The sequence below is a fragment of the Paenibacillus sp. OAE614 genome (assembly GCF_040546645.1).
GTDB lineage: Bacteria > Bacillota > Bacilli > Paenibacillales > Paenibacillaceae > Paenibacillus_AQ > Paenibacillus_AQ favisporus.
In genome coordinates this window covers 6696326-6722433 of record NZ_JBEPOD010000001.1, presented here as the reverse complement: position 1 = coordinate 6722433, position 26108 = coordinate 6696326, and the positions used below count along the sequence as shown (strand labels likewise).

Sequence of the window (26108 nt, the reverse complement as noted above, 5' to 3'; positions counted from 1 at the left end):
ACAGTCCCCTACGTCTAGTAGACAAATACAGTTGGAAGGTGAGGGCGGCCGCGCAGGCGGTTTGACCTACAGGCTGCGACCGTGCTTGCGCTTTCGGCTATATGGATACACTGGAAGTATATAAAGGGAGGCTGAAGGTAATGAAAACATGGCTGAAACCGGTAGGTTCCGTGCTGATCGCAGGGGCGCTCTTGGCTGGAGGCACGGGCGTCACCGGACTGGGTGGCTCGACCACCGTCTATGCGGACCAGGATGTACAGCGCAATGTTATCAATGTTGTAGGCAAGGGTGAGATTTCGGTCAAGCCGGATATCGCATACTTGTCGATCGGTGTGGACTCGCAGGCGGCAACGGCACAAAGCGCGCAAAAGGCAACGGCAGACAAAATCCAAAAGATCACCGCGCTGCTGAAGACGACGTGGAAAATCGAAGACAAAGATATCAAGAGCACCACGTTCTATGTGCAGCCGAACTACACCTACAACGAGAAGGACGGACAAAAAGTGACGGGCTATACGGCCCACCATACGCTGCAGGTATCGTACCGCGACCTGTCCAAGGTTGGACAGCTGCTTGACGCCGCTTCCGGTGCGGGCGCCAACAACATCGAGAGCGTCCAGTTTTCCGTCGAGAACCGTGACCAGTATGAGGCACAAGTGATTGAGAAGGCGATGGCTAACGCTGACCTGAAGGCAGGCGCGATTGCCAAGGCCGCCAAGCGTCAGCTGGGAGTGGTTCTGGTCGTGAGCCAGGGCGATGCGCAGAACCCGATCATTTATGCCGAATCTTCCATGGCCAAAATGGATACGGCCGGCACCGCCGACAACGCTACTTCGGTTGAGCCTGGCGAAGTAAAAGTATCGACGCAGCTGAGCGTGCAGTACGAAATGAAATAAGAACGGGCTGATTTGGTCCGAGCCAAGCCGCCGCTTCGGGGACAGACGTCTCTTGAAGCGGCGGCTTTTTGCGCAGATGTGGGTCCCGATCCCCCCTTTTCCAGCGGGAAAACGTAGAAAGGTATTGTACCACGGGTCAAAAAACGTTATAGTGAATATGCGAAAATTTGTACATGCAGCAACAGTTATAAACAACTTCCGTTGATCGTAACGGAGAAAAATAATTTACCGAAAAAGCCATACCCATGGATATGGCTTTTTTCTTAGTAATGGATAAGGGGTTGATGCATATGATTGAACTTGTCCAGATTGAAAAGCAATTTGAAGGACAAGTTGTCGTGCATCCGCTGTCACTGAACATTGAAGAAGGGGAATTCCTGACTCTGCTCGGGCCTAGCGGCTGCGGTAAGACGACCATACTACGCATGATTGCCGGATTCGAACAGCCGACTCACGGCGAGATTATCCTGGAAGGGCAGAACGTCACGAAGCTTCCGCCTAACCAGCGGGATTTGAACCTGGTGTTCCAGCACTACGCGCTGTTCCCGCATATGACCGTCGGAGACAATATCGCCTTCGGTTTGAAAATGAAAAAGCTGCCTCAGGCAGAGCAAAAAGCACGGGTTGCTGAAGCCGTCCAGATGACTCAGCTAACCGCGCTTACTTCGCGTTATCCGCATCAGCTGTCCGGCGGACAGCAGCAGCGGGTGGCCATCGCGAGAGCGATCGCGAACAAGCCCAAAGTGCTCCTCCTCGACGAGCCGCTGGGCGCGCTCGACCTGCAGCTGCGCAAGAGCCTGCAGTCTGAGCTGAAGCATCTGCAGCGCTCGCTGGGCATTACCTTTGTCTATGTCACGCACGACCAAGAGGAAGCAATGATGCTGTCCGACCGGATCGTGATTATGAACAGCGGCAAAGTCGAGCAGATCGGCACGCCGAAGGACATCTATGCCGCGCCGAAGACGCTTTTCGCCGCGACCTTCGTCGGGGAGAACAACATTTTCAGTTCAGGTTCGGAGCTGTTTGCCGTACGGCCGGAGAAGCTGCGTCCGAAACGGGAAATCGAAGGGGTCCGCAAGACCGGAGTCATTCAAGATGTGCTGTATCTTGGCAACGTCCATAAGCTTATCGTGCAGCTCGATGGCGAACCGATGATGGTGACGATCGCTCTGGACTTCGAAGATGAGATCGTTTGGAAGGTTGGGCAGCGGATCGGGGTGGACTGGAATCCGCGGGATGAGGTGGTCATCGGGGCATGAGACGATCTAAGTTGCTGATTACGCCGGTTCTGCTGTGGCTGGCGCTGTTTCTGCTCGTCCCGATGGTGATCGTCGTGGTCATGTCCTTGATGAGCCGCGACACACTGGGCAATGTTGTCTTTCATTTCTCGCTGAACGGGTATAAAACCTTTTTCGACTCTTTGTATCTCGGCATCTATTGGGATACGTTAGTGCTGTCGGTGGTGACGACCGTCGTATGCTTGTTGGTCAGCTACCCGCTCGCTTATTTTATCGCCAATGCCTCTCCCAGGGTGCAGACCTGGGGACTGGTGCTGATCACGATTCCGTTCTGGATCAACTTCCTGATTCGGACGTACGCCTGGGTGCTGCTGCTGCGCACGCAGGGCGTAGTGAATACGCTGCTGATCCATTTTGGATGGATTCAGGAGCCGCTGCAAATGCTGTATACCAAAGGCGCGGTGCTGCTTGGCATGGTTTACAACTTCATTCCGTTCATGGTGCTGCCGATTTACGTCGCGCTGGAACAGATGGACAAGCGGCTGCTGGATGCGGCCAGCGACCTGGGGGCTACCCGCTGGAAAGCGTTCCGGCACATCACACTGCCGCAGAGCAAGTCCGGGATCATGACCGGCTGCGTGCTGGTCTATGTCTCCACGACGGGGATGTTCGTTGTCACGGATATTCTCGGCGGTGCCAAGTCGACGATGATCAGCAACATTATCCAGCAGCAGTATCTGGGGGCGCGCAACTGGCCGTTCGGCTCGGCGCTGTCCGTGATTTTCGTCATCACGTCCCTCATTCTGATCCTGCTGTTTAACCGGGCGATGCAGTCCCGGGCGGACCGTGCGAAGGAGGGGAGAGCATGAAGAGAAAAAGTCATCCCCTGCTGGGGATTCACTCCGTGCTGATGATGATCTTTATTTATGTGCCGATCCTGCTGATTATTATTTATTCATTTAATAACACGAGGCTCAGCGGGGACTGGGAAGGATTTACGTTCGACTGGTACGCCTCTCTGATGACCGATGACCATGTGCTTGAAGCGCTCATGAACAGCTTGACCGTCGGGATCGTATCCACGATCGTAGCGACGCTGCTCGGGACGGTGGGCGCCTTGTCCCTGCGGGGGCTTGGCCGGCGATGGAAGGGCAGCATGAACGGACTCATGTACCTGCCCGTCATTATTCCCGACATCATCATGGGGCTGTCGCTGCTGGTGCTGTTCAACCAGATGCATGTTCCGCTGGGTAAAGCGACGGTCATCATCGCCCATATCACGTTCAGCATGTCGTACGTCTATGTCGTCGTGACGGCCCGCCTTGCGGGAATGGGCAAGCAGCTGGAGGAGGCGGCCGCCGACCTTGGCGCCACCCCTTGGCAGACGTTCCGCCATGTAACGTGGCCGCAAATTTTCCCGGGCGTCATCTCGGGGGCGCTGATCGCGTTTACGATGTCGCTGGACGACTTTATGGTCAGCTTCTTCGTAGCCGGGCCAAGCTCGACTACGCTGCCGATTTACATCTACGGCCAGGTGAAGCGGGGAATCTCGCCGGAAATTAACGCACTCTGTACGCTGCTGATTGTGGTGAGCGTCGTGCTGATTTTGCTGGCGCAGTTTTTCCTCAACCGCGGCAAGGGCCAGAAGAAGCATAAAATGCTGCCGATTTAACGCAGCTGCTAGATAGTGAACTATTGATTGGACTACATGCTATAAGGAGAAAGAGAGGAGATATGTTACTGTGAAAAGAAAGGGTATCGCCGGTCTCGTACTGGCTGGGGCACTCGCCCTCGTGTCGGTTGCATCCCTGGGAGGATGCTCATCTTCCAAGGAGACGCTTCATATTTACAGCTGGGCTGACAATTTTGACGAGCAGGTGCTCAAGGACTTCGAGAGTAAATTCAACGTCAAGGTTACGTATGACAACTATGCGAACAACGAGGATTTGCTGGCCAAAATCAAGGCGGGCGGCGGCGGATACGATCTGATCCAGCCTTCGGACTACATGGTCCGGACGATGATCGAGAACAATTTGCTGGAACCGCTGGACAAGAACAACATTCCGAACTTCGAGAACATTCAGGAATCGCTGAAGAACCCTGATTTTGACCCGGGCAATAAATACTCGATCGTATACACTTCCGGCGTAACGGGTATCGCGTATAACAAAAAATACGTGAAGGACACCATCGACAGCTGGGAGGATCTGTGGGACCCTAAATACAAGGGCAAGGTCCTTCTGCTGGACGACAACCGCGAAGTGATTGGCATGGCCTTGAAGAAGCAGGGGCACTCGAACAGCTCCCAGGATGAAGGCGAGATCAAGTCGGCCGTGGACGACCTGAAGAAGCTGCTGCCGAGCGTTCTTGCTTTCGACACGGATACCATCAAGCAGAAGATGATTCAGGAGGAAGGCTGGATCGGAACGGTATGGTCCGGCGACGCGGCTTTTATCGCGAAGGACAATCCGGATGTGGAATATGTCGTGCCAAAAGAGGGCGGGACGATCTTCTCGGACAACTATGCAATCCCGAAAGGGGCCGAGCATAAGGAGCTTGCGGAGAAGTTTATCAACTACATGCTCGATCCGCAGGTCAGCGCAAAGAACTATGAGTCGATCGGATACAGCGATCCGAACGCCAAAGCGATGGAGTTCCACAGCGAGGAATACCGGAACAACCATATGATCAACCTCTCCGAAGAAGAGCTGGGCCGGACGGAATGGCTCGGCGACGTAAAGGATACCCTGCAGCTCTATGACCGTTACTGGACGGAGCTGAAGAGCGGACGGTAGTAAGCAGAGGCCTTACAACGACCGTTATATCGTTTAAGAACAATTGCCCTGTTTCGGGATCCATGCTTAAGCTGGCTTCCGGAACGGGGCATTATTTTTATGACTTCATGATTGCAAGGCCTGTGGCTGATCGGATGAAAGAACACAAAGTTAACGTAAAGGTTAAGAGAGTTATACTTTTGGCTGGCGTAAACGACAATACTGTAACCCCGGTTGTAAACAAATCGGCTGAGGTCTTTTTTATAATAGGGAAGTGGTGAATTTGGGTAATAAATCATATGACTAGCACAAGCAGCAATGTTTGGAGAGGAGATTTGATAGGGATGAACAAGGGAATGAAATGGGGAGCCGCGGTGCTGGCCGCAGGCGTATTGATCGGAAATGCCGGCGTGTTCGGAGGTTCGCAGGTATCGGCAGCAGCCTCAAAGCCAGTCGTGAAGCCGGCTGCGCAGCCGGGAGTGGCGTTAAAATATAACGGCAAGGTGCTATCGCTGCAGGGGAAACTGGTTGACGGGGTCACCATGATTCCGGTGTCCATTTTGCGCGATGCCGCCGGTCTGCCGCTGTCTTATAATCCGGGTATCAAGACGTACACTGTCGGATCCGGGGTAACGAAGCTGAACCTGGAGGTTTCCGACTACGGGGTCAGCGCTTATATCAACGGAAGCTATGTCGGGGACAATTCGTACAGCTATGATGGAAAATTGATCGACGGCAAGCTGTACGTTCCTTTCAAGCTGCTGAACGACTATATGGGCTTCCAGGGCGTGTTTAACACGTCTTCCAAGACGTTGAGCCTGTCCAAGCGTCAGATGAACCAGGTGACAATCTCCACCGAACTCATCAAGGCGAGCGACGCCAATGCAACGATTCTGATCCGTTATCCTCAGTTAAGCGGGCTGGCTAACGCGGACGCCCAGGAGGCGATCAACAAAGTATTTAAAGACAAGGCGGAAGCGTTCGCCACAGAAGCCAAGGCCAAGGCGAAAAAGCGCGACGCGAAAGTGGAGCACCCGTATGAGTTCGACGGAACGTTCCTGGTTACTTATAACCGCCAAGGCGTCCTGAGCATCGTGACGGATTCTTATGAATACACAGGCGGAGCTCACGGGATGACGGCCCGTGAAGGGTTTACGTTCTCGCTGAAGGACGGCAAACAGCTGACGCTGGACAGCCTGCTCCACAATTCGGCCGACGCCAAGACCAAGCTGGACAAACTGCTGAAGCAAAGAGCGACCAAAGACGGCTTCACTGACGGATTCAACGGTTTGAAAAAGGACGCGGACTTCTATGTGAAGGAAAGCGGATTGACGATCTTCTTCCAGCAGTATGAAATCGGGCCGTATGCCGCCGGCTTCCCGACCTATACGTTCAACTTCAGCGACCTGCTGCCGAAGGGAACGGATCCGTTCGAAGCAGCGAAATAATGGAGCCGATGCAGCTGAGATGATGTAAGCGAGTCTGATGATATAGAACATTTATCCCAACGAGCGTCGGTCAACGGTCCTCAAGGGATACTTTATGCGGCTAAACCCCCGTTAAACCTATAACGGGGGTTTGGCTGTTTTTGCTGCGTGGCGACAGCCGGTCATATTTTTCGTTTGCGGGGCAAAAACAAGGCGACAAGCGCGCCGAGGAGAATGCCGAGCGCCGCAAGATAAATGGCTGTCCGATTACCCTCAGCTAATGCTTGGCGAAAAGCTTCACCCGTCATTTGATGCGTACCCGAGTTGGCGATGGCGATCAAGATGGCAAGCCCGATGGCATTGCCGATGTTTAAGGTGGTCGAGGCCATCCCGGACGCGACGCCTTGGTCCTCCGGGGCTACACCGTTTGAAGCCGTGATCCACATGGCGGTCCAAGTGATGCCCTGGCCGATCCCGGAAATTACAAGGCCCGGAACGATCATCAGATAGCTGCTGTCTGTGTACGCACCTAATGGAATCAGTATGGTCCCGACAATTCCGATGATCATGCCGATAAGCAGCGTGCTTCGCGCCTCCAAACGGGACGCCAGCCGCTCGCCGAGCTGGGTGCCTGCGGCAATCGCCAAGGAAGGGATAATGAAGGCAAGCCCGGTTTGCAGAGCACTGTATCTGTGCACATTTTGAAATAAGGTTGTCAGGAAGTAAGGTAAGGCACCAAACGTCCCCATGTAGATGAATGTAATGACCATGCTGGCAGCCAAGCTGCGGTTACGGAAAAGATGGATCGACATTAAAGGAGCGGTACTGCGTATTTCGATCAGGGCGAAGATCGACAAGAGGATCAGGGAAAGGGCAGCACATATGATCATTTCCGTGGAGGCCCAGCCCAATTCGGGCCCCTGGACAAGAACATATACCAAGAGAGTAGCGCCTGCGGTTACCGTGGCGGCGCCGGGCACATCGAAATAGCGCTTTTGATTCCGCCGTTCGTCGCGGGGAATAACGAACAGCGCGGCTAGTGCAACGATTCCTGCTAATGGAACATTCACCAAAAAGACCGCTTCCCAGCCGAACGCATTGGTCAATACCCCACCTAGAATCGAGCCAATCGTCAGGCCGCTGGCTCCTGCCCCGCCCCATACGGCAAGAGCGCGGTTTCGGCGCGGGCCTTCCTCAAACAATCGGTTGATCAGCGATAACGTAGCGGGAAACAGGAACGCCGCTCCGATACCTTGGATGGCACGGGCTATAATGATGACGAGCGGGTCCCAAGCCAAGCCTCCCAATAGCGAAGAAAGGGCGTAAAGGACCAACGCAAAAATAAACATTCGCTTTTGTCCCAGCATATCGGCAGCACGCCCTCCAAGAAGCAGGAAGCCCCCGCAGAAAACCGTGTAAGCACTGACCACCCATTGCAGGGACTGTTCCGAGAAGCCAAGGCCATGTCCGATCTCAGGCAAAGCGACGAAAACGATATTGATGTCGAGCCCGTAAATCAGCTGTGCTAGAGCAAGCAGTGCCAAACTCCATCCCATGCCCCGCTGCTTGACAGCAGCGATCTCGGTTGTAGAGCCGCTTAGCCGAGTTTGTTGATCAGTAGACATTCGTAGTTCACCCCTATAATTCAAATTATTTTGAAATGATTGGATCGGGAACATTATATTTCAAAATAATTTGAAATGTCAACAAAGAAAAAATCCCCTCTGAGCAAACGGCAGTGCGCTTTCCTGCACTTGCCTGCTCAAAGGGGATTTTGTTATGGAGCGGAGCTCCTTCTGTTTACTTGACGGAACTTATACGTCAAACACGAAGTCGTCGTCGGACAGCGGCTCGATGTTGATCGCGCGGACGTAGCCGTTGCCTTTTTTTGAGAAGAAATCATGCTGCTTGGTGTGGGTGCTGATCCCGTTGAAGACGATCGGGTTGATCGGCTCTTCCGGGAAATGCGGCTCGAAGCCGAGATTCATCAGCGCTTTGTTGGCGTTATAGCGGACATAGGTTTTCACTTCCTCCTGCAGTCCGATCGGGCTGTACAAGTCATCCGTATATTTCACCTCGTTCTGATACAGCGTCTCAAGCAGCTCGTACAGCTCCCGGCGCAGTTCCTCCTGCTCTTCGAAAGAGAACTCCTGGAACAGCTCCTGGGCCAGCGTGCCGACGTACAGGCCGTGAATGCTCTCGTCACGGATGATCAGGTCGATGATTTCGCCGCTGCTGGTCATTTTGCCCTGGCCGGCCAGGTAAAGCGGATAGAAGAAGCCGCTGTAGAACAGATAGCTTTCCAGGAAGACGGAAGCGGCCATCGCCTTGTACAGATCGCGCTTGGTTTGAATGTTTGCGTACCAGGATTCGATGCTCTTCGCTTTGAACTGCAGCTGCTCGTTGTCCTCCACCCAGCGGAAAATGGCGTCGATCTCTTCCGTCGAAGCGAGCGTGGTGAAAATGCTGCTGTACGATTTGGCGTGGATTTGCTCCATCATCGACATGAAGCCGAGCACGGCTTTGCGCTGCAGGCCTTCCACATGCTCCAAAATTTTCGGCATGCCGACGCCGCCCTGCAGCGTATCCAGCAGCGTCAGTCCGCCAAGAACATGCTTGTAGGCGGTGCGCTCCTCGTCGGTCATTTTGATCCAGTCCATTTTATCGTCGGACAAAGGGATTTCGTCGTCGGTCCAAAACTGCATGATGTTCTGCTGCCAGAACATGAGCGTAAAATCGTCGTCAGGCCGGTTCCAGTTTACTGCTTTCATCAGGCCATTGCTCCTTTTATAGAAGAAGGCGACAGGGGCTGTTCAAGCCCCCGCCGTCGCCTTGCGTAATATTCGAATTTAGACGGCGCAGCTGGTGCACTCTTCGATGGACAATTTTTTCGTCCGGGTGTAGTACAGCGATTTGAGCCCCTTCTGGGCGGCGTAAATATAGAAACGGGACAACTCCCGGGTCGATACGGTGCTGTTGACGTGCAGCACGGTGGAAATGCCTTGGTCCACATGCTGCTGGATTTCCGCGATCATGTCGATCAGGCGGAACTGGTCGATATTGTAGGCCGATTTATAATACCACTGCGTTTCCGCGCTGAGGAACGGCATCGGGTAATATGTCGTCGAGTTCGCGTAGGTACGCGTTTCGATATGCTCGACGATTGGCATGACGCTGGACGTCGCGTTCTGGATGTACGAGATGCTCTGCGTCGGCGCGATCGCCAGACGGTAGGCATGGTACAGTCCGTGCTTCTGCACAAGCGCCTTGAGCTGTGCCCAGTCCTCAGGGGACGGGATCTCGATGCCTTCAAACAGCTGCTTCACGCGTTCCGATTGCGGCCGGAAGTCCTTTTCGAGGTAGCGGTCAAAATAGGTACCCTTCGCGTACTCGGACTTGTCGAAGTCCCGGAACGTTTCGCCGCGATCGCGCGCGATTTCCATGCTTTGCTCCAGCGAGTAGTAGTTCATCATCATGAAAAAGGTGCTCGCAAACTCGCGCGCTTCCGCGCTCTCGTATGCGATTTTGTTTTTGGCCAGGTAACCGTTCAGGTTCATGGCTCCAAGGCCGACGGAGTGCAGCTCCTTGTTGGCGAGGCTCACGCCCGGCGCGTTCTCCACGCGGGAGTGATCGCTGACGACGGTAAGGGCCTCGATGCCGACACGGACGGATTCCTTGATTTTGCCCTGCTCCATCACGTTCACGATGTTCAGCGAGGCCAGGTTGCAGCTGATGTCCCGGCGAATCACATCATCGACACCGTAGTCGTTAATTTCCGATGTCTCCTGCAGCTGGAAAATTTCCGTGCACAGGTTGGACATTTTGATCTGGCCGACATCCTTCAACGCATGTACTTTGTTAGCGTTCGATTTGTTCACGATGTACGGATAACCGGACTCGAGCTGGATCGAGGCGATTTTCGTCAGCATGTCGCGGGCGCTCATGACGGTTTTCTTCGTCACCTGGTCATTGGCGAGAAGCTCGTCGTACATTTCGTCCATGTCCAGGTCGTCCAGATGCTTGCCGTAGGCTTTGTACACCGAGTAGGGGCCAAAGACCACAAGCGGCTTGTTCTGGGCGGCGAGCTCGTAAAATTTGTTCGGGACAATCAGACCGATCGACAGCGTCTTGATGCGCAGCTTCTCGTCGGCGTTGATTTTCTTCGAATCAAGGAACTCGATAACATCCCAGCCGAAAATGTTATAGTATCCAGCACCCGAGCCTTTGCGCTGGCCCATTTGGTCGGCATAGGAGAACGCGTCCTCCATCAGCTTCAGCACCGGCATGATGCCTTTGGCCGCTCCGGCCACGCCTTTGATCGGTTCGCCGCGCCCACGCAGCTTGGACAAATTGACGGCGACGCCGCCGCCGATTTTGGACAGCTGCATGCAGGTGCCGAGCACGTAGTTGATCGAATTGAGCGAATCGTCCATTTCCAGCAGGAAGCAGGAGACCAGCTCGCCGCGGCGGCTTTTGCCGGCATTGAGGAAGGTCGGGGTCGCAGGCTGCAGCCGCTGCTCAATCATCGCTTCGGCGATGCGGAGCGCTTTACCGATATTTCCTTCGCCCAAGTACAGCGCCACGATGGCGACGCGGTCCGGGTACTGCTCCAGGTACTGCTTCTTGTCGTTGGTTCTCATCGCATAGTCCTTGTAGAACTTCGAGATCGCCATGTAGGACTGGAATTGGAAGTCGCTGCTCGCCGTCAGGTTGAACACGGACTCGACTTCGTCGTAGGTGTAATGCTCAAACACGTTCTCATAGTAGTCGTTGCTGATCAGGTAATCCAGCTTCTCGCGCAGGGAGCCGAACTTCATCGTATCGCGCTCCACTTCCCCCATAAAGGCGGCAACCGCCTCCCGGTCTTTTTCCAATAGAAAGTAACCGTCCGATCCGCGCTGCATAATTTCGTTGTTGAGTTCAATATGCTTCAATGCTCCGCACCCTCTCTTTGAAAATCTCCGTATCCCGCATCGTTCCCGATAGTTCGAACTTGGTGATGACCGGCACATGGTACATCTCTGATATCGTATCCGCGCTCTTGGCAAAACGAGGCCCCCAGTTCCGGTTGCCGCTTGCCGACACGCCGCGAAGCATGCGGTTGTTCTTCGACAGGAAGTTGGACACTTTCTCGGGCACCTGCCCAAAACCCGTTGTATACGTTACGAGCACGTAAGGCTCATTCACCTGCTCCTGCTCTTCGATCGGAATGGCTCTCATGTTCAGCTTGTTGATAAAGCGTCTGACATTGCCGGTCTTGGAATCATAGACGATCAGCATGATCCTTCACTCCTGAATAATGTTCTCTGCCGTGGTCACGGGCGCAAAAAAAACGTCTATTGACGTCATTGTAGATAACCACACCACATATCGTGGTCGTTATTCTTGTGATCACAGAATGGTTCAGCTTCGCTGAAAATGAAATCCCTTAATCCTAGAACTACACCGAATAGACTGGGATAGAGGGAAAATATGTTATATATACTATGCCGATGGAAATCAATATGTAGATGATATTTGGCATGTATTAAGAATAATACATCAATATATTGATGTGGTCAAGCCTATGAGAATCATGTTCTAATAGCGCGTCCGCTCCTGCGCGGGGCCTTGATAAACAAAAAAACAGGGAGCCTCCCGGCGATCCGTAAGCGGATCGATTCGGGGAGATTCCCTGTTTTTCTTCGGTTCCAAAGCCGCGAATATTTACACGCCTTGGATTGGAGTGCTTTCCAGAACTTTATCGATCAGTCCGTATTCCTGCGCTTCAGCTGCGCTCATGAAGTAGTCACGGTCGGTGTCTTTCTCGATGCGCTCCAGCGGCTGTCCGGTACGTTCGGACAGGATGCGGTTCAAGGTGTCGCGCATTTTCAGAATGCGGCGGGCGCGGATTTCGATATCCGTAGCCTGGCCTTGCGCACCCCCGAGCGGCTGGTGGATCATGATCTCACTGTTCGGCAGGCCGAAGCGTTTGCCCTTGGCGCCGGCGTTCAGCAGGAACGCGCCCATGGAAGCGGCCAAGCCTACGCAGATTGTAGATACGTCCGGTTTGATGAACTGCATTGTATCGAAAATCGCCATACCGGCCGTAATGGATCCGCCGGGGCTGTTAATGTACAAATGGATGTCTTTCTCCGGATCTTCGGCTGCGAGGAACAGCAGCTGGGCGATGATAGAATTGGCGACCACGTCATTGACTTCGGTGCCCAGGAAAATGATGCGGTCTTTCAGCAAACGGGAATAGATGTCGTAAGCCCGTTCACCGCGGTTGCTTTGTTCGACGACCATAGGAATATAACTCACGTGGAAAACCTCCCTTAATTGGCTCAAAATAGGTCATTCTATACATACTGTTACCGTATTAACCACATGATAAACAATTTCAAACAAAAAGTCAAAGAAAGTCAAACTCAAGGTAAAAAAAATAGCCATCTGATTGGCTGTGGTACGTTTGGTTAAAAACATAACGTAGAACGGTTGCCGTTCTGCGTTCTCTTCTATTGAAGAAAAATGGCGCGCCCGCGAGGAATTGAACCTCGATCTCAGGCTTCGGAGGCCTACGTCATATCCATTGGACCACGGGCGCAAAATTCAATAGCAAGAGTTATTATATGATAGCTTGCCTCAAAATGCAAGGGTTAAGTTATTAATTTTTTTGGATCAGGAAAATGCTGTATAGGAGGAAAGGCTGATGTGAATTATAGTCAGTGGACTACTTGCAACCAGCCCCATTATTGAGTAGAATAGTGGTGGGACTTAAAACGTTGACCCGGGACATTTTAGGGCCAGTGGAGAGAGGGAAGCGAAGTTGCAGGAGTGGAAAGAAATGCGGGATATATTAGAGATACAAAAGCAGCTTCTGCCTGATCTCGTGGACGTTCTCAAGACCAGATATACCATTCTTCATCAGATCATGCTGTCGGAGCTGATCGGCCGGAGAACGCTCGCTGCATCCCTGCATATGACCGAGCGGGTGCTGCGGGCCGAGACGGATCTTCTCAAGTCCCAGGGCCTGATTGAGATCGAGAGCTCTGGGATGAGGGTCAGTGAGGCGGGAAGCAAGCTGCTCGAACAGATGGAGCCGATGGTGAAAGTGCTGTTCGGCCTCAATGATCTTGGCGAGAAGATCCGCCAGACGTACGGCTTGCGCAAAGTCGTGGTCGTGCCCGGGGATTGCGAATCGTCGCCGCTCACGAAGCGTGACTTGGGACGCGCGGGTGCCAAAGCGCTGCTTGGCGTCATGAACCAAGGGGACACCGTAGCGGTGACTGGAGGCTCAACGCTCGCCGAAGTGGCGGAGCAGTTGACGCCGCAGGCGGCCGTACCGATGAAGAACAGCTGGTTCGTGCCAGCTAGGGGCGGACTTGGCGAAAGTGTGGAGTTTCAGGCGAACACGATCGCATCCACCATGGCCAAGCGCGTCGGCGCGCAGTACCGGCTGCTGCATGTGCCGGACCTCCTGAGCGATGAAGCGTATCAGTCGCTGGTGCAGGACCGCAACATCCAGGAGATCGTGCAGGCGATCAGGCACTGCCGCATCATCATGCACGGCATCGGGGACGCGATGGAGATGACCCGTCGCAGAAGGCTGGATCCCGCCGCCGTGGAGGAGATCCGGTCGGAAGGAGCCGTAGCCGAATCCTTTGGCTACTATTTCAATGAACAAGGCGTTGTCGTTCATAAAATGATGACTTTGGGGCTGCGGCTGGAGGACATTATGCGGACCGAGACCGTCATCGGCATTGCGGGCGGCCGAAGCAAGGCCCAAGCGATCCATGCGGTGCTCAAGTTCGGCCACGAGGACATTCTGGTGGTTGACGAAGCGGCCGCAATCGAGATCTGCCGGGAAATCGACGGCGAGTAAACAACATTCCTTTTGATGTCATGACAGGTATCTACCTGTTTTGAATAAATAAAATACGAACTTTTGGGAGGACTATTCAATGAGTGTAAAAGTAGGCATTAACGGTTTTGGACGTATCGGACGACTCGCTTTCCGCCGTATTCAAAATGTGGAAGGCATCGAAGTTGTAGCCATCAACGACCTTACTGACGCTAAGATGTTGGCCCATCTGCTCAAATATGATACAACGCAAGGCACTTTCAACGGAGACATCGAAGTTCACGACGGCTTCTTCAAAGTGAACGGCAAAGAAGTTAAGGTTCTGGCGAACCGTAACCCTGAAGAACTTCCTTGGGGCGATCTTGGCGTAGACATCGTTCTCGAGTGCACAGGCTTCTTCACAACGAAAGAGGCTGCTGAGAAACACCTGAAAGGCGGCGCTAAGAAAGTTGTGATCTCCGCTCCGGCTACAGGCGACATGAAGACGATCGTATACAACGTTAACCATGAGACACTGGACGGAACTGAGACAGTAATCTCCGGCGCATCTTGCACAACGAACTGCCTGGCTCCTATGGCCAAAACGCTGAACGACAAGTTCGGTATCGTTCAAGGTTTGATGACAACGATCCACGCTTACACTGGCGACCAAAACACCCTGGACGCTCCGCATCCAAAAGGTGACTTCCGTCGTGCGCGTGCAGCTGCAGAAAACATCATTCCTAACTCCACTGGCGCTGCAAAAGCGATTGGTCTGGTTCTTCCAGAACTGCAAGGCAAACTGGACGGTGCCGCTCAACGCGTACCTGTACCAACAGGTTCCCTGACTGAGCTCGTTACAGTTCTGAACACCAAAGTAACGGCTGACGAAGTGAACGCAGCAATGAAAGAAGCTTCCGATCCAGAAACTTACGGCTACACTGAAGACGAAATCGTATCTTCCGACATCAAAGGCATCACGTTCGGTTCGCTCTTCGACGCTACTCAAACTAAAGTGTTGACTGTTGGCGACCAACAGCTGGTTAAAACCGTTGCTTGGTACGACAACGAAATGTCTTACACTTCCCAATTGGTTCGCACATTGGCATACTTCGCTAAGATCGCTAAGTAATATCGGCCATCCCATAGCGAAAACATCCCGAGCGGAAACAGGCATCCTATGTTTCCGCTCTTTAAAATATAGAATGCATAAATTTTCAGCGGAGCTGAGCCATTCTATGATTGCAAGATAATGTCCTAACATGCTGAACCACGGGCTGAGGAGACTGTCCCGTTAAAAATATGGGTGCGGAGGGAAACAATACGATGAACAAGAAGTCTGTACGTGATGTAGAAGTAAACGGCAAGCGCGTATTCGTGCGCGTTGATTTTAACGTGCCATTGGAAGACGGCAAAATTACCGACGATACACGGATCCGTGAAACGCTGCCAACGATCAACTACCTGATCGAGCATGGCGCGAAAGTGATTCTGGCCAGCCACATGGGACGCCCGAAAGGCGAAGTGGTAGAATCCATGCGTCTGACACCTGCGGCAGAGCGCCTGTCCGAGCTGCTCGGCAAACCGGTTGCCAAGGCTGACGAAGCAGTTGGCGACGCGGTCAAAGCGCAAGTGGAGAAGCTGAACAACGGCGACGTGCTGCTGCTTGAAAATGTCCGCTTTTACCCTGGCGAAGAGAAAAACGATCCGGAACTAGCGAAGCAGTTCGCTGAGCTGGCTGACCTGTTCGTAAACGACGCGTTTGGTGCTGCTCACCGTGCGCACGCTTCGACCGAAGGTATCGCCCATTACCTGCCGGCTGTTTCCGGCCTGCTGATGGAGAAGGAACTTTCCGTACTCGGTAAAGCACTGTCCAATCCGGAGCGTCCTTTCACAGCGATCATCGGCGGTTCCAAGGTTAAGGATAAAATCGACGTTATCGACAACCTGCTGAACATCGCGGATAACGTACTGATCGGCGGCGGCCTGTCCTATACGTTCATGAAGGCACAGGGCTATGAAATCGGTCTGTCTTTGTGCGATAATGAAAAACTGGATGTCGCGCTCGGATTTATCCAAAAAGCGAAGGATCTCGGCAAAAACTTCCTGCTTCCGGTCGACATTGTCATCGCGGACGATTTCAGCGCCAATGCGAACGTGGACATCGTAGAAGTCGGCAACATCCCTGAGAAATGGGAAGGCGTGGACATCGGACCGAAAACCCGTGCCAAATATGCGGAGATTATCAAGAACTCCAAGCTCGTGGTATGGAACGGACCGATGGGCGTATTTGAAATCGATCCTTTCTCCAACGGTACACGTGAAGTGGCGGAAGCCTGCGCTCAAACCGAAGGCTACACGATCATCGGCGGCGGCGACTCGGCGGCAGCTGCAGAGAAATTCCATCTGGCTGACAAAATGGATCACATCTCCACTGGCGGCGGAGCATCCCTCGAATTCATGGAAGGCAAGGCTCTCCCTGGCGTCGTGGCACTGAACGACAAGTAAGCAAGAAGCGCCGAAAGAGCGCGGAACGTACGGACCCGTAAGGACAAAAAAGGAGTGAAAAGTGTGAGAACACCTATCATCGCCGGCAACTGGAAAATGTTCAAAACCGTTCCGGAAGCCAAAACGTTTATCGAAGAAGTCAAAGGCAAAGCTGAAGTTGAAGGCGTGGAGAGCGTCATCTGCGCTCCGTTCACGAACCTTCCCGCTTTGGTGGAAGCCGTGAAAGGCACATCGATCAAAATCGGTGCCCAAAACCTGCATTTTGAAGACAACGGTGCGTTCACCGGGGAAATCAGCGGCGTGATGCTGAAAGACCTTGGCGTAGACTACGTCATCATCGGCCACTCCGAGCGCCGGCAATATTTTGCCGAAACCGACGAGACCGTAAACAAAAAGGTTCAAGCGGCTTTCCGTCATGACCTGACTCCAATCGTGTGCGTCGGTGAGAAGCTGGAAGAGCGCGAAGCCGGCCAAACGAAAGACATATGCAAAGTGCAGACGGAAGAAGCGTTCCAAGGATTGTCCGCAGAACAGGCGGCTCAAGTGGTTATCGCTTACGAGCCAATCTGGGCGATCGGAACCGGCAAGTCCTCGACTGCACAGGACGCTAACGAAGTGATCTCTTATATCCGCAGCCTGGTAGAAGGCCTGTATGGCAAAGAGGTAGCGGATCAGGTTCGTATCCAGTACGGCGGCAGCGTGAAGCCGGAGAACGTAAAGGAATATATGGGCCAAAGCGACATCGACGGCGCGCTCGTCGGCGGTGCCAGCCTGCAGCCGGCTTCGTTCATCCAGCTCGTTGAGGGGGCGAAGTAAGATGACCGCACCTAGACCCGTAGCACTGATCATCATGGACGGATTCGGGCTGCGCAGCACGGACGAAGGCAACGCAGTAGCGCAGGCCAAGAAACCGAACTACGACCGATTGATGGCGAAGTATCCGAACACGACGCTGACCGCTTCCGGCGAAGCGGTAGGTCTGCCGGAAGGGCAAATGGGCAACTCCGAAGTCGGCCATTTGAACATCGGCGCAGGCCGCATCGTGTACCAGGATTTGACCCGGATTTCGAAATCGATTCGCGAAGGGGAGTTTTTCAACAACCCGACGCTGGTCGAAGCGGTGCAAGCTGCAAAGAATAACAACAAGAAGCTCCATCTGTACGGCCTCTTGTCCGACGGCGGGGTACATAGCCATATCGAGCATATGTTTGCTATGCTGGACCTTGCGAAAAAAGAAGGGCTGGATGAGGTTTACATCCATGCCTTCCTGGACGGACGCGACGTGGCTCCGGATTCCGGCAAGAAGTTCATCCAGGATCTGCAAGCCAAGATCAAGGAAGTTGGCGTCGGCAAAATCGCCACGGTACAAGGCCGTTACTATGCGATGGACCGCGATAAGCGCTGGGAACGCGTAGAGAAGTCCTACCGTGCGATTGTGTACGGGGATGGACCGAAATACACCGATCCGCTGGTTGCCGTAACGGAATCCTACAACAAGTCGGTATTCGACGAGTTTGTGGAGCCAACCGTCATCGTTGACAAGCAGGGCAACCCGGTATCGCTGGTGGAGAGCGGAGACTCCGTTATCTTCCTGAACTTCCGCCCGGACCGCGCGATCCAGCTGTCCCAGGTGTTCACGAACAAAGACTTCCGCGGATTTGACCGCGGGCCGAAGTTCCCGGAAAACCTCCATTTCGTCTGCCTGACGCTGTTCAGCGAAACGGTGGAAGGCTACGTAGCCTACGAGCCGAAGAACCTGGACAACACGCTGGGCGAAGTGCTGGTGCAGAATAACAAGAAGCAGCTGCGTATTGCCGAAACGGAAAAATATCCGCACGTTACCTTCTTCTTCAGCGGTGGACGCGACGTCGAGCTGCCTGGAGAAACGCGCATTCTGATCAATTCGCCGAAGGTCGCCACTTATGACCTGAAGCCGGAAATGAGCGCTTACGAAGTAGCGGACGCCTGCGTGAAGGAAATCGAAGCCGAGAAGCATGATGCGATCATTCTGAACTTTGCCAACCCGGATATGGTCGGACACTCCGGTATGCTGGAACCGACGATCAAAGCGGTTGAAGTCACCGACGAGTGCATGGGCAAAGTAGTGGACGCCGTCATCGCCAAAGGCGGGGTAGCGATTATTATCGCCGACCACGGAAACGCCGACATGGTATTTGACGAAGCAGGCCGCCCATTCACCGCTCATACGACGAACCCGGTGCCGTTTATTTTGACCGATGAGAACGTAACGCTGCGCGAAGGCGGCATTCTGACCGACGTGGCGCCGACGATTCTCGATCTGATGCAGCTTCCGAAGCCTGCCGAAATGACCGGCGAATCGATGATCGCAACCCGCAAATAAGCGGAAAATTCGATTCCGGTGATCCGATGCGTTATAATGGCTGTAGAAGCTGACAAGCAATATAGAATGAACTCAAGAAGTTCGTGTTGCAGGGCTTGGATAAGGCCGTTACAGCAGGGTTCTCCATTCGAGACTTGAGTTCAATCTATATAATGTGGTCTGAATAACCAATTACGAATGTGGAAAAGGAGATTAGCACAAAATGACTATTATTTCTGACGTGTACGCACGCGAAGTCCTCGACTCCCGCGGTAACCCTACGGTTGAAGTTGAAGTATATCTGGAATCCGGCGGCCATGGCCGCGCCATCGTACCATCCGGCGCATCCACAGGCGCTCACGAAGCTGTAGAGCTTCGCGACGGCGACAAAGACCGTTACCTCGGCAAAGGCGTTCTGAACGCGGTGAAGAACGTGAACGAAATCATCGCTCCTGAAGTCATCGGCATGGACGCGCTCGACCAGCTCGGCATCGACAAGCTGATGATCAAACTGGACGGAACACCTAACAAAGGCAAGCTGGGCGCTAACGCCATCCTGGCAGTATCCATGGCCGTAGCCCGCGCGGCTGCTGACGCTTTGGACCTTCCGCTGTACGTATACCTCGGCGGATTCAATGCCAAACAACTGCCTGTACCAATGATGAACATCGTCAACGGCGGCGCTCATGCCGACAACAACGTCGACGTTCAAGAATTTATGGTACTGCCGGTTGGCGCTCCTACGTTCAAGGAAGCTCTCCGTACAGGTGCAGAAATCTTCCACAGCCTGAAATCCGTACTGAAGGGCAAAGGCCTGAACACAGCGGTTGGCGACGAAGGCGGTTTTGCTCCGAACTTCACGTCCAACGAAGACGCATTGTCCTCCATTATGGAAGCTATCGAAAAAGCCGGCTACAAGCCAGGCGTTGACGTATTCCTCGGTATGGACGTTGCTTCTACTGAATTCTACAAAGATGGCAAGTACCATCTTGAAGGCGAAGGCAAATCCTACACATCCAGTGAATTCGTTGAGCTGCTCGCTTCTTGGGTCGACAAATACCCGATCATCACGATCGAAGACGGCTGCTCCGAAGACGACTGGGAAGGCTGGAAACTCCTTACCGCGAAACTCGGCGACAAGATCCAGCTCGTTGGCGACGACTTGTTTGTAACGAACACTGAGCGTCTTGAAAAAGGTATCGAAGAAGGCATCGGCAACTCCATCCTGATCAAAGTAAACCAAATCGGTACGCTGACAGAAACGTTTGATGCGATCGAAATGGCGAAACGCGCAGGATACACAGCGGTTGTCTCCCACCGTTCCGGTGAGTCCGAAGACAGCACGATCGCTGACATCGCCGTGGCAACGAATGCCGGCCAAATCAAAACCGGTGCTCCGTCCCGTACGGACCGTATTGCGAAGTACAACCAATTGCTCCGCATCGAGGACGAATTGGGCGAACTGGCGCAGTACAACGGCCTGAAGTCGTTCTACAACCTGAAAAAATAAGGCTGTACAGCCTTGTGCAAGAGCGTTCCGGGTAACTCCGGGGCGCTTTTTTTATTAAAACAGAAAGTATAAGTTTTAGCGGAGTGTTTCCTTGTTATGGGGTCCCCGCAAAGTATTTGGAATAGGCATCGAAGCATAAGCCTCACTTTGTGGGGCTATTTTAGCTTGTGATTGGTGCCATAAACAGCGGTGCAGTGCGGGTTTAGCTTGTGTTCGCAAATAGGCTATGATACAATAAGAATGCTGTTTGTGCAAGCTGGGCTGCGGTTTAAGTCCGGCCATAACGGAATTGAAATTTTGACATTCATATAATTGAGATGTTAAGCCATTGGGAGGTGGAACAAATGGAAATCTTGTTGAAGGTGCTGCTCGTGATTTTCTCCATCGCGTTGATCGCGATTGTTCTTTTGCAAAAAGGGAAAAGCGCGGGTCTTTCCGGGGCCATCTCCGGTGGCGCGGAACATCTATTCGGTAAAACGAAAGCACGCGGCATGGATCTCGTGCTGCAGCGCGTGACGGTTGTCGTCGCGGCATGCTTTTTTATCCTGGCCATTGTGGTGGCCGTCGTCGTCAAGTAAAGAATAGCAGCACACCAAAACCTCCGCTCTTTTTCGATTGGAAGATGAGCGGAGGTTTTTTAGGTTGATTAAGGCTTACGGGCAGGGATGCAACCGATTAAATTCGTGTATACTAGGGTATGTGTATATTACTGGACAAATACAACAAACGAACGATTACATAGTCACTTGCGGAAGGCATTCCTGCAAGTCACCTGAGGTGATGAAACGATGATTACGGAACAGATGATACTTGATTTGATGCAGGATCCCGAATATAAACCGATGACGTATCAGGAACTGGAACAGCATTTCGCGATTGACGATGCGCTGGATTTCAAGGATTTTCTGAAAACGCTGAACGCGATGGAGGAGGCAGGGACCATCGTGCGGACCCGGTCGGAACGGTACGGTGTGCCAGAACGGCTGGACCTCCTGAAGGGCCGTCTGCAGGCCCATGCGAAGGGCTTTGCATTCCTGATCCCGGAAGACCGGGAGCATCCGGATGTATATATTGGAGCCAATGATATGAAGAGCGCCATGAACGGGGATACCGTTCTGGTACGGGTTACGGCCAAGAGCCCGGCCGGCGGCAAGCTGGAGGGGGAAGTGGTGCGGATCGTCAACCGGGCCATTACCCAGATCGTCGGGGTCTTCCAAGGGCATGAAGCGTACGGCTTTGTGCTGCCTGACGATAAACGGATCAACCGGGATATTTTTATTCCGAAGGATGCCTTTAACGGGGCGGTCGACGGCGAGAAAGTTGTCGTCAAAATCGTCAATTATCCGGAGGGCCGATCCGCCGCGGAAGGCGAAGTGGTCGAGATTCTCGGGCATAAGGATGATCCGGGAGTCGATATCCTGTCCATTATCCGCAAGCATCAGCTGCCGGAAGCTTTTCCGGAAGAGGTCATGGCGGAAGCGGAGCAGGCCCCGGATTCAATCACCGAGGAGGAAATCGTCCAGCAGGGACGGCGTGACCTTCGCGGCAAAACGATCGTCACGATTGACGGAGAGGACGCGAAAGACCTCGATGACGCAGTAAACGTGGAGCGTCTGCCGAACGGCAACTTCCTTCTGGGCGTTCATATCGCCGACGTCAGCTACTATGTCCGCGAGAACTCGGAGCTCGATAAAGAGGCGTACAACCGCGGATGCAGCGTCTATTTGGTGGACCGAGTCATCCCGATGCTGCCGCACCGCCTTTCCAACGGCATCTGCTCGCTGAATCCGCAGGTGGACCGCCTGACGATGTCCTGTGAAATGGAATTCGACGAGCATATGAAGCTCGTGAGGCATGATATTTTTACCAGCGTGATCAAGACGAAGGAACGGATGACGTACAACAACGTCCGGAAGATCCTCAACGACGAGGATCCGGAAGTGACGGAGCGGTACAGCTATCTGGTCGACACCTTCAAGCTGATGAAGGAGCTTGCGCTGCGCCTGCGGGCAAGACGGATGAACCGCGGGGCGGTGGACTTCGACTTCGTGGAGTCTAAGGTGATCGTCGATGAGAACGGCAAGCCGGTCGACATCGTAAAGCGCGAACGCTCGATCGCCGAGCAGATCATCGAGGAGTTCATGCTGGCGGCCAACGAAACAGTGGCCGAGCATTTCTACTGGATGAAGGTGCCGTTCCTGTACCGGATTCACGAAAATCCGGATCCGGAGAAGCTCCAGACGTTCATGGCGTTTGCGGCCAACTTCGGTCACCATGTGAAGGGCCGGGGCAACTCCGTGCATCCACGGGCGCTCCAAAGCCTGCTGGAAGACATCCAGGGCACGAAGGAGCAAAAGGTCATCAGCACGGTGATGCTGCGCTCGATGAAGCAGGCGAAATACGATGCGGAAATGTCCGGACACTTTGGACTGGCCGCCGAATATTATTCGCACTTTACGTCTCCGATTCGCCGTTATCCGGACCTGGTCATTCACCGGGTGATCCGGGAAGTGCTGGAGAACAAGGGCGTCCTGCCGGAGAACCGGCTGGAGTACCTGGCTTCCCGGATGGCGGACATCGCCCAGCAGTCCTCCGAGCGTGAGCGTGTGGCGGTGGATGCGGAGCGTGACACAGACCAGCTGAAGAAGGCCGAATACATGCTCGACAAGGTCGGCGAGGAATTCGAAGGCATCATCAGCAGCGTGACGAGCTTCGGCATGTTCATCGAGCTCGAGAATACGGTCGAGGGCCTCATCCGGCTGAGCGCGCTGACGGACGATTACTACCATTTCGATGAGGCCTCCATGGCCCTCATCGGGGAGCGCACGTCACGCGTGTTCCGGATCGGCGACGAAGTGAAGATCCGTGTCGAGCGCGTGAACATGGACGATCACACCATCGACTTCGAGATGGTGGACATGAAGCCGCGCAGCGAAGGCCGGCGCGGCGGAAGCTTTGGCGGCCGTGGTGGCGGCCGCGTGGGCAGAGGCGCCGCCATCCGTGAAGGCGGCGAGAATGGCCGCGGCGGGCGCGGTGCGGCCCGTGGCGGCGGCAAGGGCGCGCGGCCGGGCAAGAGCGCCCGCGAGGGCGGCGCCGGCGCAGCGCAGCAGGGCGCCGCGCGGGAAGGCGGCCGCAGCGGCGAAGCCAAGCGGCCGGCGAGCTTCGGCTTCGGCTCCGGCAAGGGTGGCTACGGCGCCCCGGCGCCTGGCGGAAGCCAAAGCGGCAGCAGTAGCAAGCCGTCCAGCGGCCGCAAGAAGAAAACGTCGCGCAGCGGTATTTTTGTCGGGGATGGGGCGGCTGCCGCCCGCGAAGACAATGCCGGCAGCGGCGAGAGCGTCGTCCGCAAGCGCAAGAAGAAGGGTGCGGCCAAGAATGGCACAGCCGCCTTCGTGCGCAAGAAGAAAAAGTAGAAGGGTTCCTGGGCAGTATCTTTTAAATCAGGCTTCGCCTGAAATGGGCGCCACACCGTGCGCCTTTTCGCCGAAATCTTGATTTTGCCCAGTCCAGTTGATACAATGGATTTCTGGTATACCGGCCGGGTTTGCGGCCTCTAGACGCTCTCGTTAGGGCGCTTGAGCTGCTTCCCCTTGTGCTGTACACCGGAAGTCCATTGTTGTTATAGCAAGTGTGGGAGGAGTGATAGCATGGGTGGTAAGAAGAGTGACGGGAAGGTCCTGGCCCAGAACAAAAAAGCTTCCCATGATTACTTCATCGAGGATACGTACGAAGCCGGCATGGTGCTGACCGGGACCGAGATCAAGTCGATCCGGAACGGACGGGCCAATATCGGGGATGCGTTTGCAACGATCCGCAATGGGGAAATTCATATTCATAACATGCATATCAGCCCGTTTGAGCAGGGCAACCGCTATAATCCGACGGATCCGACGCGGACCCGCAAGCTGCTGATGCACAAGGAACAGATCCACAAGCTGCTGGGACAGACCAAGCAGGAAGGCTATACGATCGTTCCGCTTAAGGTATATATCCGCAACGGCTATGCGAAGCTGCTGCTTGGCCTTGGCCGCGGTAAGAAGCAGTATGACAAGCGTGAATCGGCCGCCAAACGCGACGCGCAGCGCGACATTCAGCGGGCACTCCGCGAGAAGCAGAAGATCGCGCGTTAATTTGGGGTTAAGTGAAGTTACAGGCAAGTTTCACCTGCGTTTCCTTCAACCTCTGTGTCATTTTGGCCGGAATGTGTGATATACTATGTATGTAAGAGGTTATGGCTTGACCGGCCTTTTACGTGACAAATGCTTCTGATCATCCTTTCTTCATGGAGGGGAAGGATGCTGGATAGATTGCTTCTTATGCTTCAACGGTTCTAATCTAATCCAATAGAAGCCCTTTTTAATAAGGGGGCGTTCTTGGATTCGACGGGGATAGTTCGAGCATGAGTAGCGGGTAGTGGGGACGCGTCCACTTCATCAACGCTAAAGCCAATAATAACTGGCAAACAACAAACTTCTTACGCTGTAGCAGCTTAATAACCTGCACACGTGCTCTCGCTCTGCATCGCCCATGTGCCGGGATGAGGGCTCAACTTTAGTGGGATACGCTGTCTAGTCTCCGCCTGGGGCTAGCTGAAGAAGACAAACAGGCTGACCCTATCGGGATCCGGTGACGGGGAGCCTGGTGGGGTGACATCAAAACTGTCACTACACCCGTAGAAGCTTATGTGGCGTTATCTTCGGACAGGGGTTCGACTCCCCTCGCCTCCATAAACGAGTATCAGAAAAGCGACCCGTTACGGGTCGCTTTTTGCATCTCCGTTTTTATTAGGATGGCTGCACAATGTCTCTTAATCAATATTTTTCTCCACTTTAATTGTGGTTTACTAAGTATACTACCCGGGGAAGATTATACAGTGTCATACTGCAGATAAGGTGAGTTCCAATAAAATGGAAGCAAAATTCAAAAAAACTTGTAAATCAACTTCAGCTGTGTTATAGTTAATTTATTGGAATTTCGACCTGAGATCACATATTGTAGAGGGTTAGATTTTGATGATGTAACCTTGTACAATATGTGATTTTTTTTTGAAACTCGAAGATCATGTAAAAAATAGAATTATGGAGGTAATGGACTATGCAACAAGGAACAGTAAAATGGTTTAATGCGGACAAAGGTTTTGGTTTTATCGAGGTTGAAGGCGGAGACGACGTATTTGTGCACTTCAGTGCAATCGTGAGCGACGGCTTCAAATCGTTGGATGAAGGTCAAAAAGTTGAATTTAATGTAGTACAAGGCAATCGAGGCCCACAAGCCGAGAATGTTGTAAAACTGTAAGGCTGTAATTTAGAAAGGTCCCGCACATCGTGTCGGGGCCTTTTTTCACTTAGGATTCCAGAAGAGAAAGAGGGATGCTGCTTGTACTATTCACGGAAAAGACTGATGATCGATCTTCCTGAGGAAATGACAACGATATGGTCGTGCACCAATGAAAAGTGCAACGGATGGATGAGGGATAACTTTGTTTTTCTGATCCAACCGATTTGTGGCCAATGCAATTCCTTCATGGAAAAAAGTGAGAAAATGCTGCCTATTTTAGCCAATACAAGCCCAAATCAGACGAAGCATTAAAAAAGC

At 53.4% G+C, this 26108-nt stretch carries 22 protein-coding genes, 1 tRNA gene and 1 other RNA gene; 18 read left to right on the top strand and 6 right to left on the bottom strand.

Annotated features, from left to right (window positions below; genetic code table 11):
- Nucleotides 1-140: 140 nt before the first annotated feature.
- The 6 genes from ABIE48_RS30750 to ABIE48_RS30725 all read left to right on the top strand — a co-directional run bounded on the left by ABIE48_RS30750 (nucleotide 141) and on the right by ABIE48_RS30725 (nucleotide 6356).
- A complete protein-coding gene (locus tag ABIE48_RS30750; protein WP_192716161.1) occupies nucleotides 141-896 on the top strand; it encodes an SIMPL domain-containing protein in 756 nt (251 codons plus the stop codon).
- A 284-nt stretch (nucleotides 897-1180) separates the two neighbouring features.
- A complete protein-coding gene (locus ABIE48_RS30745) occupies nucleotides 1181-2155 on the top strand; it encodes an ABC transporter ATP-binding protein (RefSeq protein WP_354520318.1) in 975 nt (324 codons plus the stop codon).
- A complete protein-coding gene (locus tag ABIE48_RS30740) occupies nucleotides 2152-3003 on the top strand; it encodes an ABC transporter permease (RefSeq protein WP_105445130.1) in 852 nt (283 codons plus the stop codon). Before ABIE48_RS30745 ends, ABIE48_RS30740 begins: the two co-directional genes overlap by 4 nt.
- Nucleotides 3000-3806, top strand: a complete 807-nt coding sequence (locus ABIE48_RS30735; RefSeq protein ID WP_076173166.1) for an ABC transporter permease — start codon at nucleotides 3000-3002, stop codon at nucleotides 3804-3806. The genes ABIE48_RS30740 and ABIE48_RS30735 overlap by 4 nt, the downstream gene beginning before the upstream one ends.
- A gap of 85 nt (nucleotides 3807-3891) precedes the next feature.
- Nucleotides 3892-4929, top strand: a complete 1038-nt coding sequence (locus tag ABIE48_RS30730) for a polyamine ABC transporter substrate-binding protein (RefSeq protein ID WP_373319031.1) — start codon at nucleotides 3892-3894, stop codon at nucleotides 4927-4929.
- Between the two features lie 323 nt (nucleotides 4930-5252).
- Entirely contained in the window at nucleotides 5253-6356 is a 1104-nt protein-coding gene (locus ABIE48_RS30725) for a PdaC/SigV domain-containing protein (protein WP_192716160.1), read from the top strand.
- A gap of 161 nt (nucleotides 6357-6517) precedes the next feature.
- Here ABIE48_RS30725 and ABIE48_RS30720 read toward each other — a convergent pair whose 3' ends face one another.
- From ABIE48_RS30720 to ABIE48_RS30695, 6 genes are all read right to left on the bottom strand, one after another.
- Nucleotides 6518-7960, bottom strand: coding sequence for an MFS transporter (locus ABIE48_RS30720; RefSeq protein ID WP_354520314.1), 1443 nt, complete (start codon nucleotides 7958-7960; stop codon nucleotides 6518-6520).
- A gap of 189 nt (nucleotides 7961-8149) precedes the next feature.
- Nucleotides 8150-9106 (bottom strand): class 1b ribonucleoside-diphosphate reductase subunit beta, encoded by a 957-nt coding sequence (nrdF, locus tag ABIE48_RS30715; RefSeq protein WP_089549396.1) that lies wholly within the window; start codon nucleotides 9104-9106, stop codon nucleotides 8150-8152.
- A 78-nt stretch (nucleotides 9107-9184) separates the two neighbouring features.
- Nucleotides 9185-11269, bottom strand: coding sequence for a class 1b ribonucleoside-diphosphate reductase subunit alpha (gene nrdE / locus ABIE48_RS30710; RefSeq protein WP_354520312.1), 2085 nt, complete (start codon nucleotides 11267-11269; stop codon nucleotides 9185-9187).
- Nucleotides 11256-11615 (bottom strand): class Ib ribonucleoside-diphosphate reductase assembly flavoprotein NrdI, encoded by a 360-nt coding sequence (nrdI, locus tag ABIE48_RS30705; RefSeq protein WP_145027353.1) that lies wholly within the window; start codon nucleotides 11613-11615, stop codon nucleotides 11256-11258. Before nrdI ends, nrdE begins: the two co-directional genes overlap by 14 nt.
- 426 nt (nucleotides 11616-12041) lie before the next feature.
- Nucleotides 12042-12638: an ATP-dependent Clp endopeptidase proteolytic subunit ClpP gene (clpP, locus tag ABIE48_RS30700; RefSeq protein WP_076173158.1), complete on the bottom strand. Its 597-nt coding sequence runs from the start codon at nucleotides 12636-12638 to the stop codon at nucleotides 12042-12044.
- Between the two features lie 208 nt (nucleotides 12639-12846).
- Nucleotides 12847-12921, bottom strand: a tRNA-Arg gene (locus ABIE48_RS30695).
- A gap of 240 nt (nucleotides 12922-13161) precedes the next feature.
- Between ABIE48_RS30695 and ABIE48_RS30690 the strand changes: the two genes are divergently transcribed.
- The 12 genes from ABIE48_RS30690 (at nucleotide 13162) to ABIE48_RS30635 (ending at nucleotide 26102) form a co-directional block, all read left to right on the top strand.
- A complete protein-coding gene (locus tag ABIE48_RS30690) occupies nucleotides 13162-14199 on the top strand; it encodes a sugar-binding transcriptional regulator (protein WP_145027351.1) in 1038 nt (345 codons plus the stop codon).
- A gap of 79 nt (nucleotides 14200-14278) precedes the next feature.
- A complete protein-coding gene (gap, locus tag ABIE48_RS30685; RefSeq protein ID WP_076173156.1) occupies nucleotides 14279-15289 on the top strand; it encodes a type I glyceraldehyde-3-phosphate dehydrogenase in 1011 nt (336 codons plus the stop codon).
- Between the two features lie 194 nt (nucleotides 15290-15483).
- On the top strand, nucleotides 15484-16665 hold the full coding sequence (locus tag ABIE48_RS30680; protein WP_076173225.1) for a phosphoglycerate kinase: 1182 nt from the start codon (nucleotides 15484-15486) through the stop codon (nucleotides 16663-16665).
- A gap of 63 nt (nucleotides 16666-16728) precedes the next feature.
- The gene (tpiA, locus tag ABIE48_RS30675) at nucleotides 16729-17481 is read left to right on the top strand and encodes a triose-phosphate isomerase (RefSeq protein WP_192716158.1); all 753 of its coding nucleotides are present in this window, start codon (nucleotides 16729-16731) and stop codon (nucleotides 17479-17481) included.
- Between the two features lies 1 nt (nucleotide 17482).
- The gene (gene gpmI, locus ABIE48_RS30670; RefSeq protein ID WP_192716157.1) at nucleotides 17483-19027 is read left to right on the top strand and encodes a 2,3-bisphosphoglycerate-independent phosphoglycerate mutase; all 1545 of its coding nucleotides are present in this window, start codon (nucleotides 17483-17485) and stop codon (nucleotides 19025-19027) included.
- Between the two features lie 202 nt (nucleotides 19028-19229).
- A complete protein-coding gene (eno, locus tag ABIE48_RS30665; RefSeq protein WP_076173153.1) occupies nucleotides 19230-20516 on the top strand; it encodes a phosphopyruvate hydratase in 1287 nt (428 codons plus the stop codon).
- A 344-nt stretch (nucleotides 20517-20860) separates the two neighbouring features.
- Nucleotides 20861-21094, top strand: coding sequence for a preprotein translocase subunit SecG (secG, locus tag ABIE48_RS30660; protein WP_076173152.1), 234 nt, complete (start codon nucleotides 20861-20863; stop codon nucleotides 21092-21094).
- Nucleotides 21095-21304: 210 nt separating this feature from the next.
- On the top strand, nucleotides 21305-23926 hold the full coding sequence (rnr, locus tag ABIE48_RS30655) for a ribonuclease R (protein WP_145139193.1): 2622 nt from the start codon (nucleotides 21305-21307) through the stop codon (nucleotides 23924-23926).
- Nucleotides 23927-24160: 234 nt separating this feature from the next.
- Nucleotides 24161-24643, top strand: coding sequence for an SsrA-binding protein SmpB (gene smpB / locus ABIE48_RS30650; RefSeq protein ID WP_076173150.1), 483 nt, complete (start codon nucleotides 24161-24163; stop codon nucleotides 24641-24643).
- A 233-nt stretch (nucleotides 24644-24876) separates the two neighbouring features.
- Nucleotides 24877-25243, top strand: a transfer-messenger RNA (tmRNA) gene (ssrA, locus tag ABIE48_RS30645).
- Nucleotides 25244-25607: 364 nt separating this feature from the next.
- A complete protein-coding gene (locus tag ABIE48_RS30640; RefSeq protein WP_076173149.1) occupies nucleotides 25608-25808 on the top strand; it encodes a cold-shock protein in 201 nt (66 codons plus the stop codon).
- Between the two features lie 81 nt (nucleotides 25809-25889).
- Nucleotides 25890-26102 carry a cold-shock protein gene (locus ABIE48_RS30635; protein WP_076173148.1) on the top strand — a complete coding sequence of 71 codons (213 nt, stop codon included), beginning with the start codon at nucleotides 25890-25892 and terminating at the stop codon, nucleotides 26100-26102.
- Nucleotides 26103-26108 lie beyond the last annotated feature (6 nt).

What these genes read in the sequence shown, in the direction of transcription:
- ABIE48_RS30750 (WP_192716161.1), top strand. Translation starts at nt 141, where the DNA reads ATGAAAACATGGCTGAAACCGGTAGGTTCCGTGCTGATCGCAGGGGCG.
- ABIE48_RS30745 (WP_354520318.1), top strand. Translation starts at nt 1,181, where the DNA reads ATGCATATGATTGAACTTGTCCAGATTGAAAAGCAATTTGAAGGACAA.
- ABIE48_RS30740 (WP_105445130.1), top strand. Translation starts at nt 2,152, where the DNA reads ATGAGACGATCTAAGTTGCTGATTACGCCGGTTCTGCTGTGGCTGGCG.
- ABIE48_RS30735 (WP_076173166.1), top strand. Translation starts at nt 3,000, where the DNA reads ATGAAGAGAAAAAGTCATCCCCTGCTGGGGATTCACTCCGTGCTGATG.
- ABIE48_RS30725 (WP_192716160.1), top strand. Translation starts at nt 5,253, where the DNA reads ATGAACAAGGGAATGAAATGGGGAGCCGCGGTGCTGGCCGCAGGCGTA.
- ABIE48_RS30720 (WP_354520314.1), bottom strand. Translation starts at nt 7,960, where the DNA reads ATGTCTACTGATCAACAAACTCGGCTAAGCGGCTCTACAACCGAGATC.
- nrdF (WP_089549396.1), bottom strand. Translation starts at nt 9,106, where the DNA reads ATGAAAGCAGTAAACTGGAACCGGCCTGACGACGATTTTACGCTCATG.
- nrdI (WP_145027353.1), bottom strand. Translation starts at nt 11,615, where the DNA reads ATGCTGATCGTCTATGATTCCAAGACCGGCAATGTCAGACGCTTTATC.
- ABIE48_RS30690 (WP_145027351.1), top strand. Translation starts at nt 13,162, where the DNA reads ATGCGGGATATATTAGAGATACAAAAGCAGCTTCTGCCTGATCTCGTG.
- gap (WP_076173156.1), top strand. Translation starts at nt 14,279, where the DNA reads ATGAGTGTAAAAGTAGGCATTAACGGTTTTGGACGTATCGGACGACTC.
- ABIE48_RS30680 (WP_076173225.1), top strand. Translation starts at nt 15,484, where the DNA reads ATGAACAAGAAGTCTGTACGTGATGTAGAAGTAAACGGCAAGCGCGTA.
- gpmI (WP_192716157.1), top strand. Translation starts at nt 17,483, where the DNA reads ATGACCGCACCTAGACCCGTAGCACTGATCATCATGGACGGATTCGGG.
- eno (WP_076173153.1), top strand. Translation starts at nt 19,230, where the DNA reads ATGACTATTATTTCTGACGTGTACGCACGCGAAGTCCTCGACTCCCGC.
- secG (WP_076173152.1), top strand. Translation starts at nt 20,861, where the DNA reads ATGGAAATCTTGTTGAAGGTGCTGCTCGTGATTTTCTCCATCGCGTTG.
- rnr (WP_145139193.1), top strand. Translation starts at nt 21,305, where the DNA reads ATGATTACGGAACAGATGATACTTGATTTGATGCAGGATCCCGAATAT.
- smpB (WP_076173150.1), top strand. Translation starts at nt 24,161, where the DNA reads ATGGGTGGTAAGAAGAGTGACGGGAAGGTCCTGGCCCAGAACAAAAAA.
- ABIE48_RS30640 (WP_076173149.1), top strand. Translation starts at nt 25,608, where the DNA reads ATGCAACAAGGAACAGTAAAATGGTTTAATGCGGACAAAGGTTTTGGT.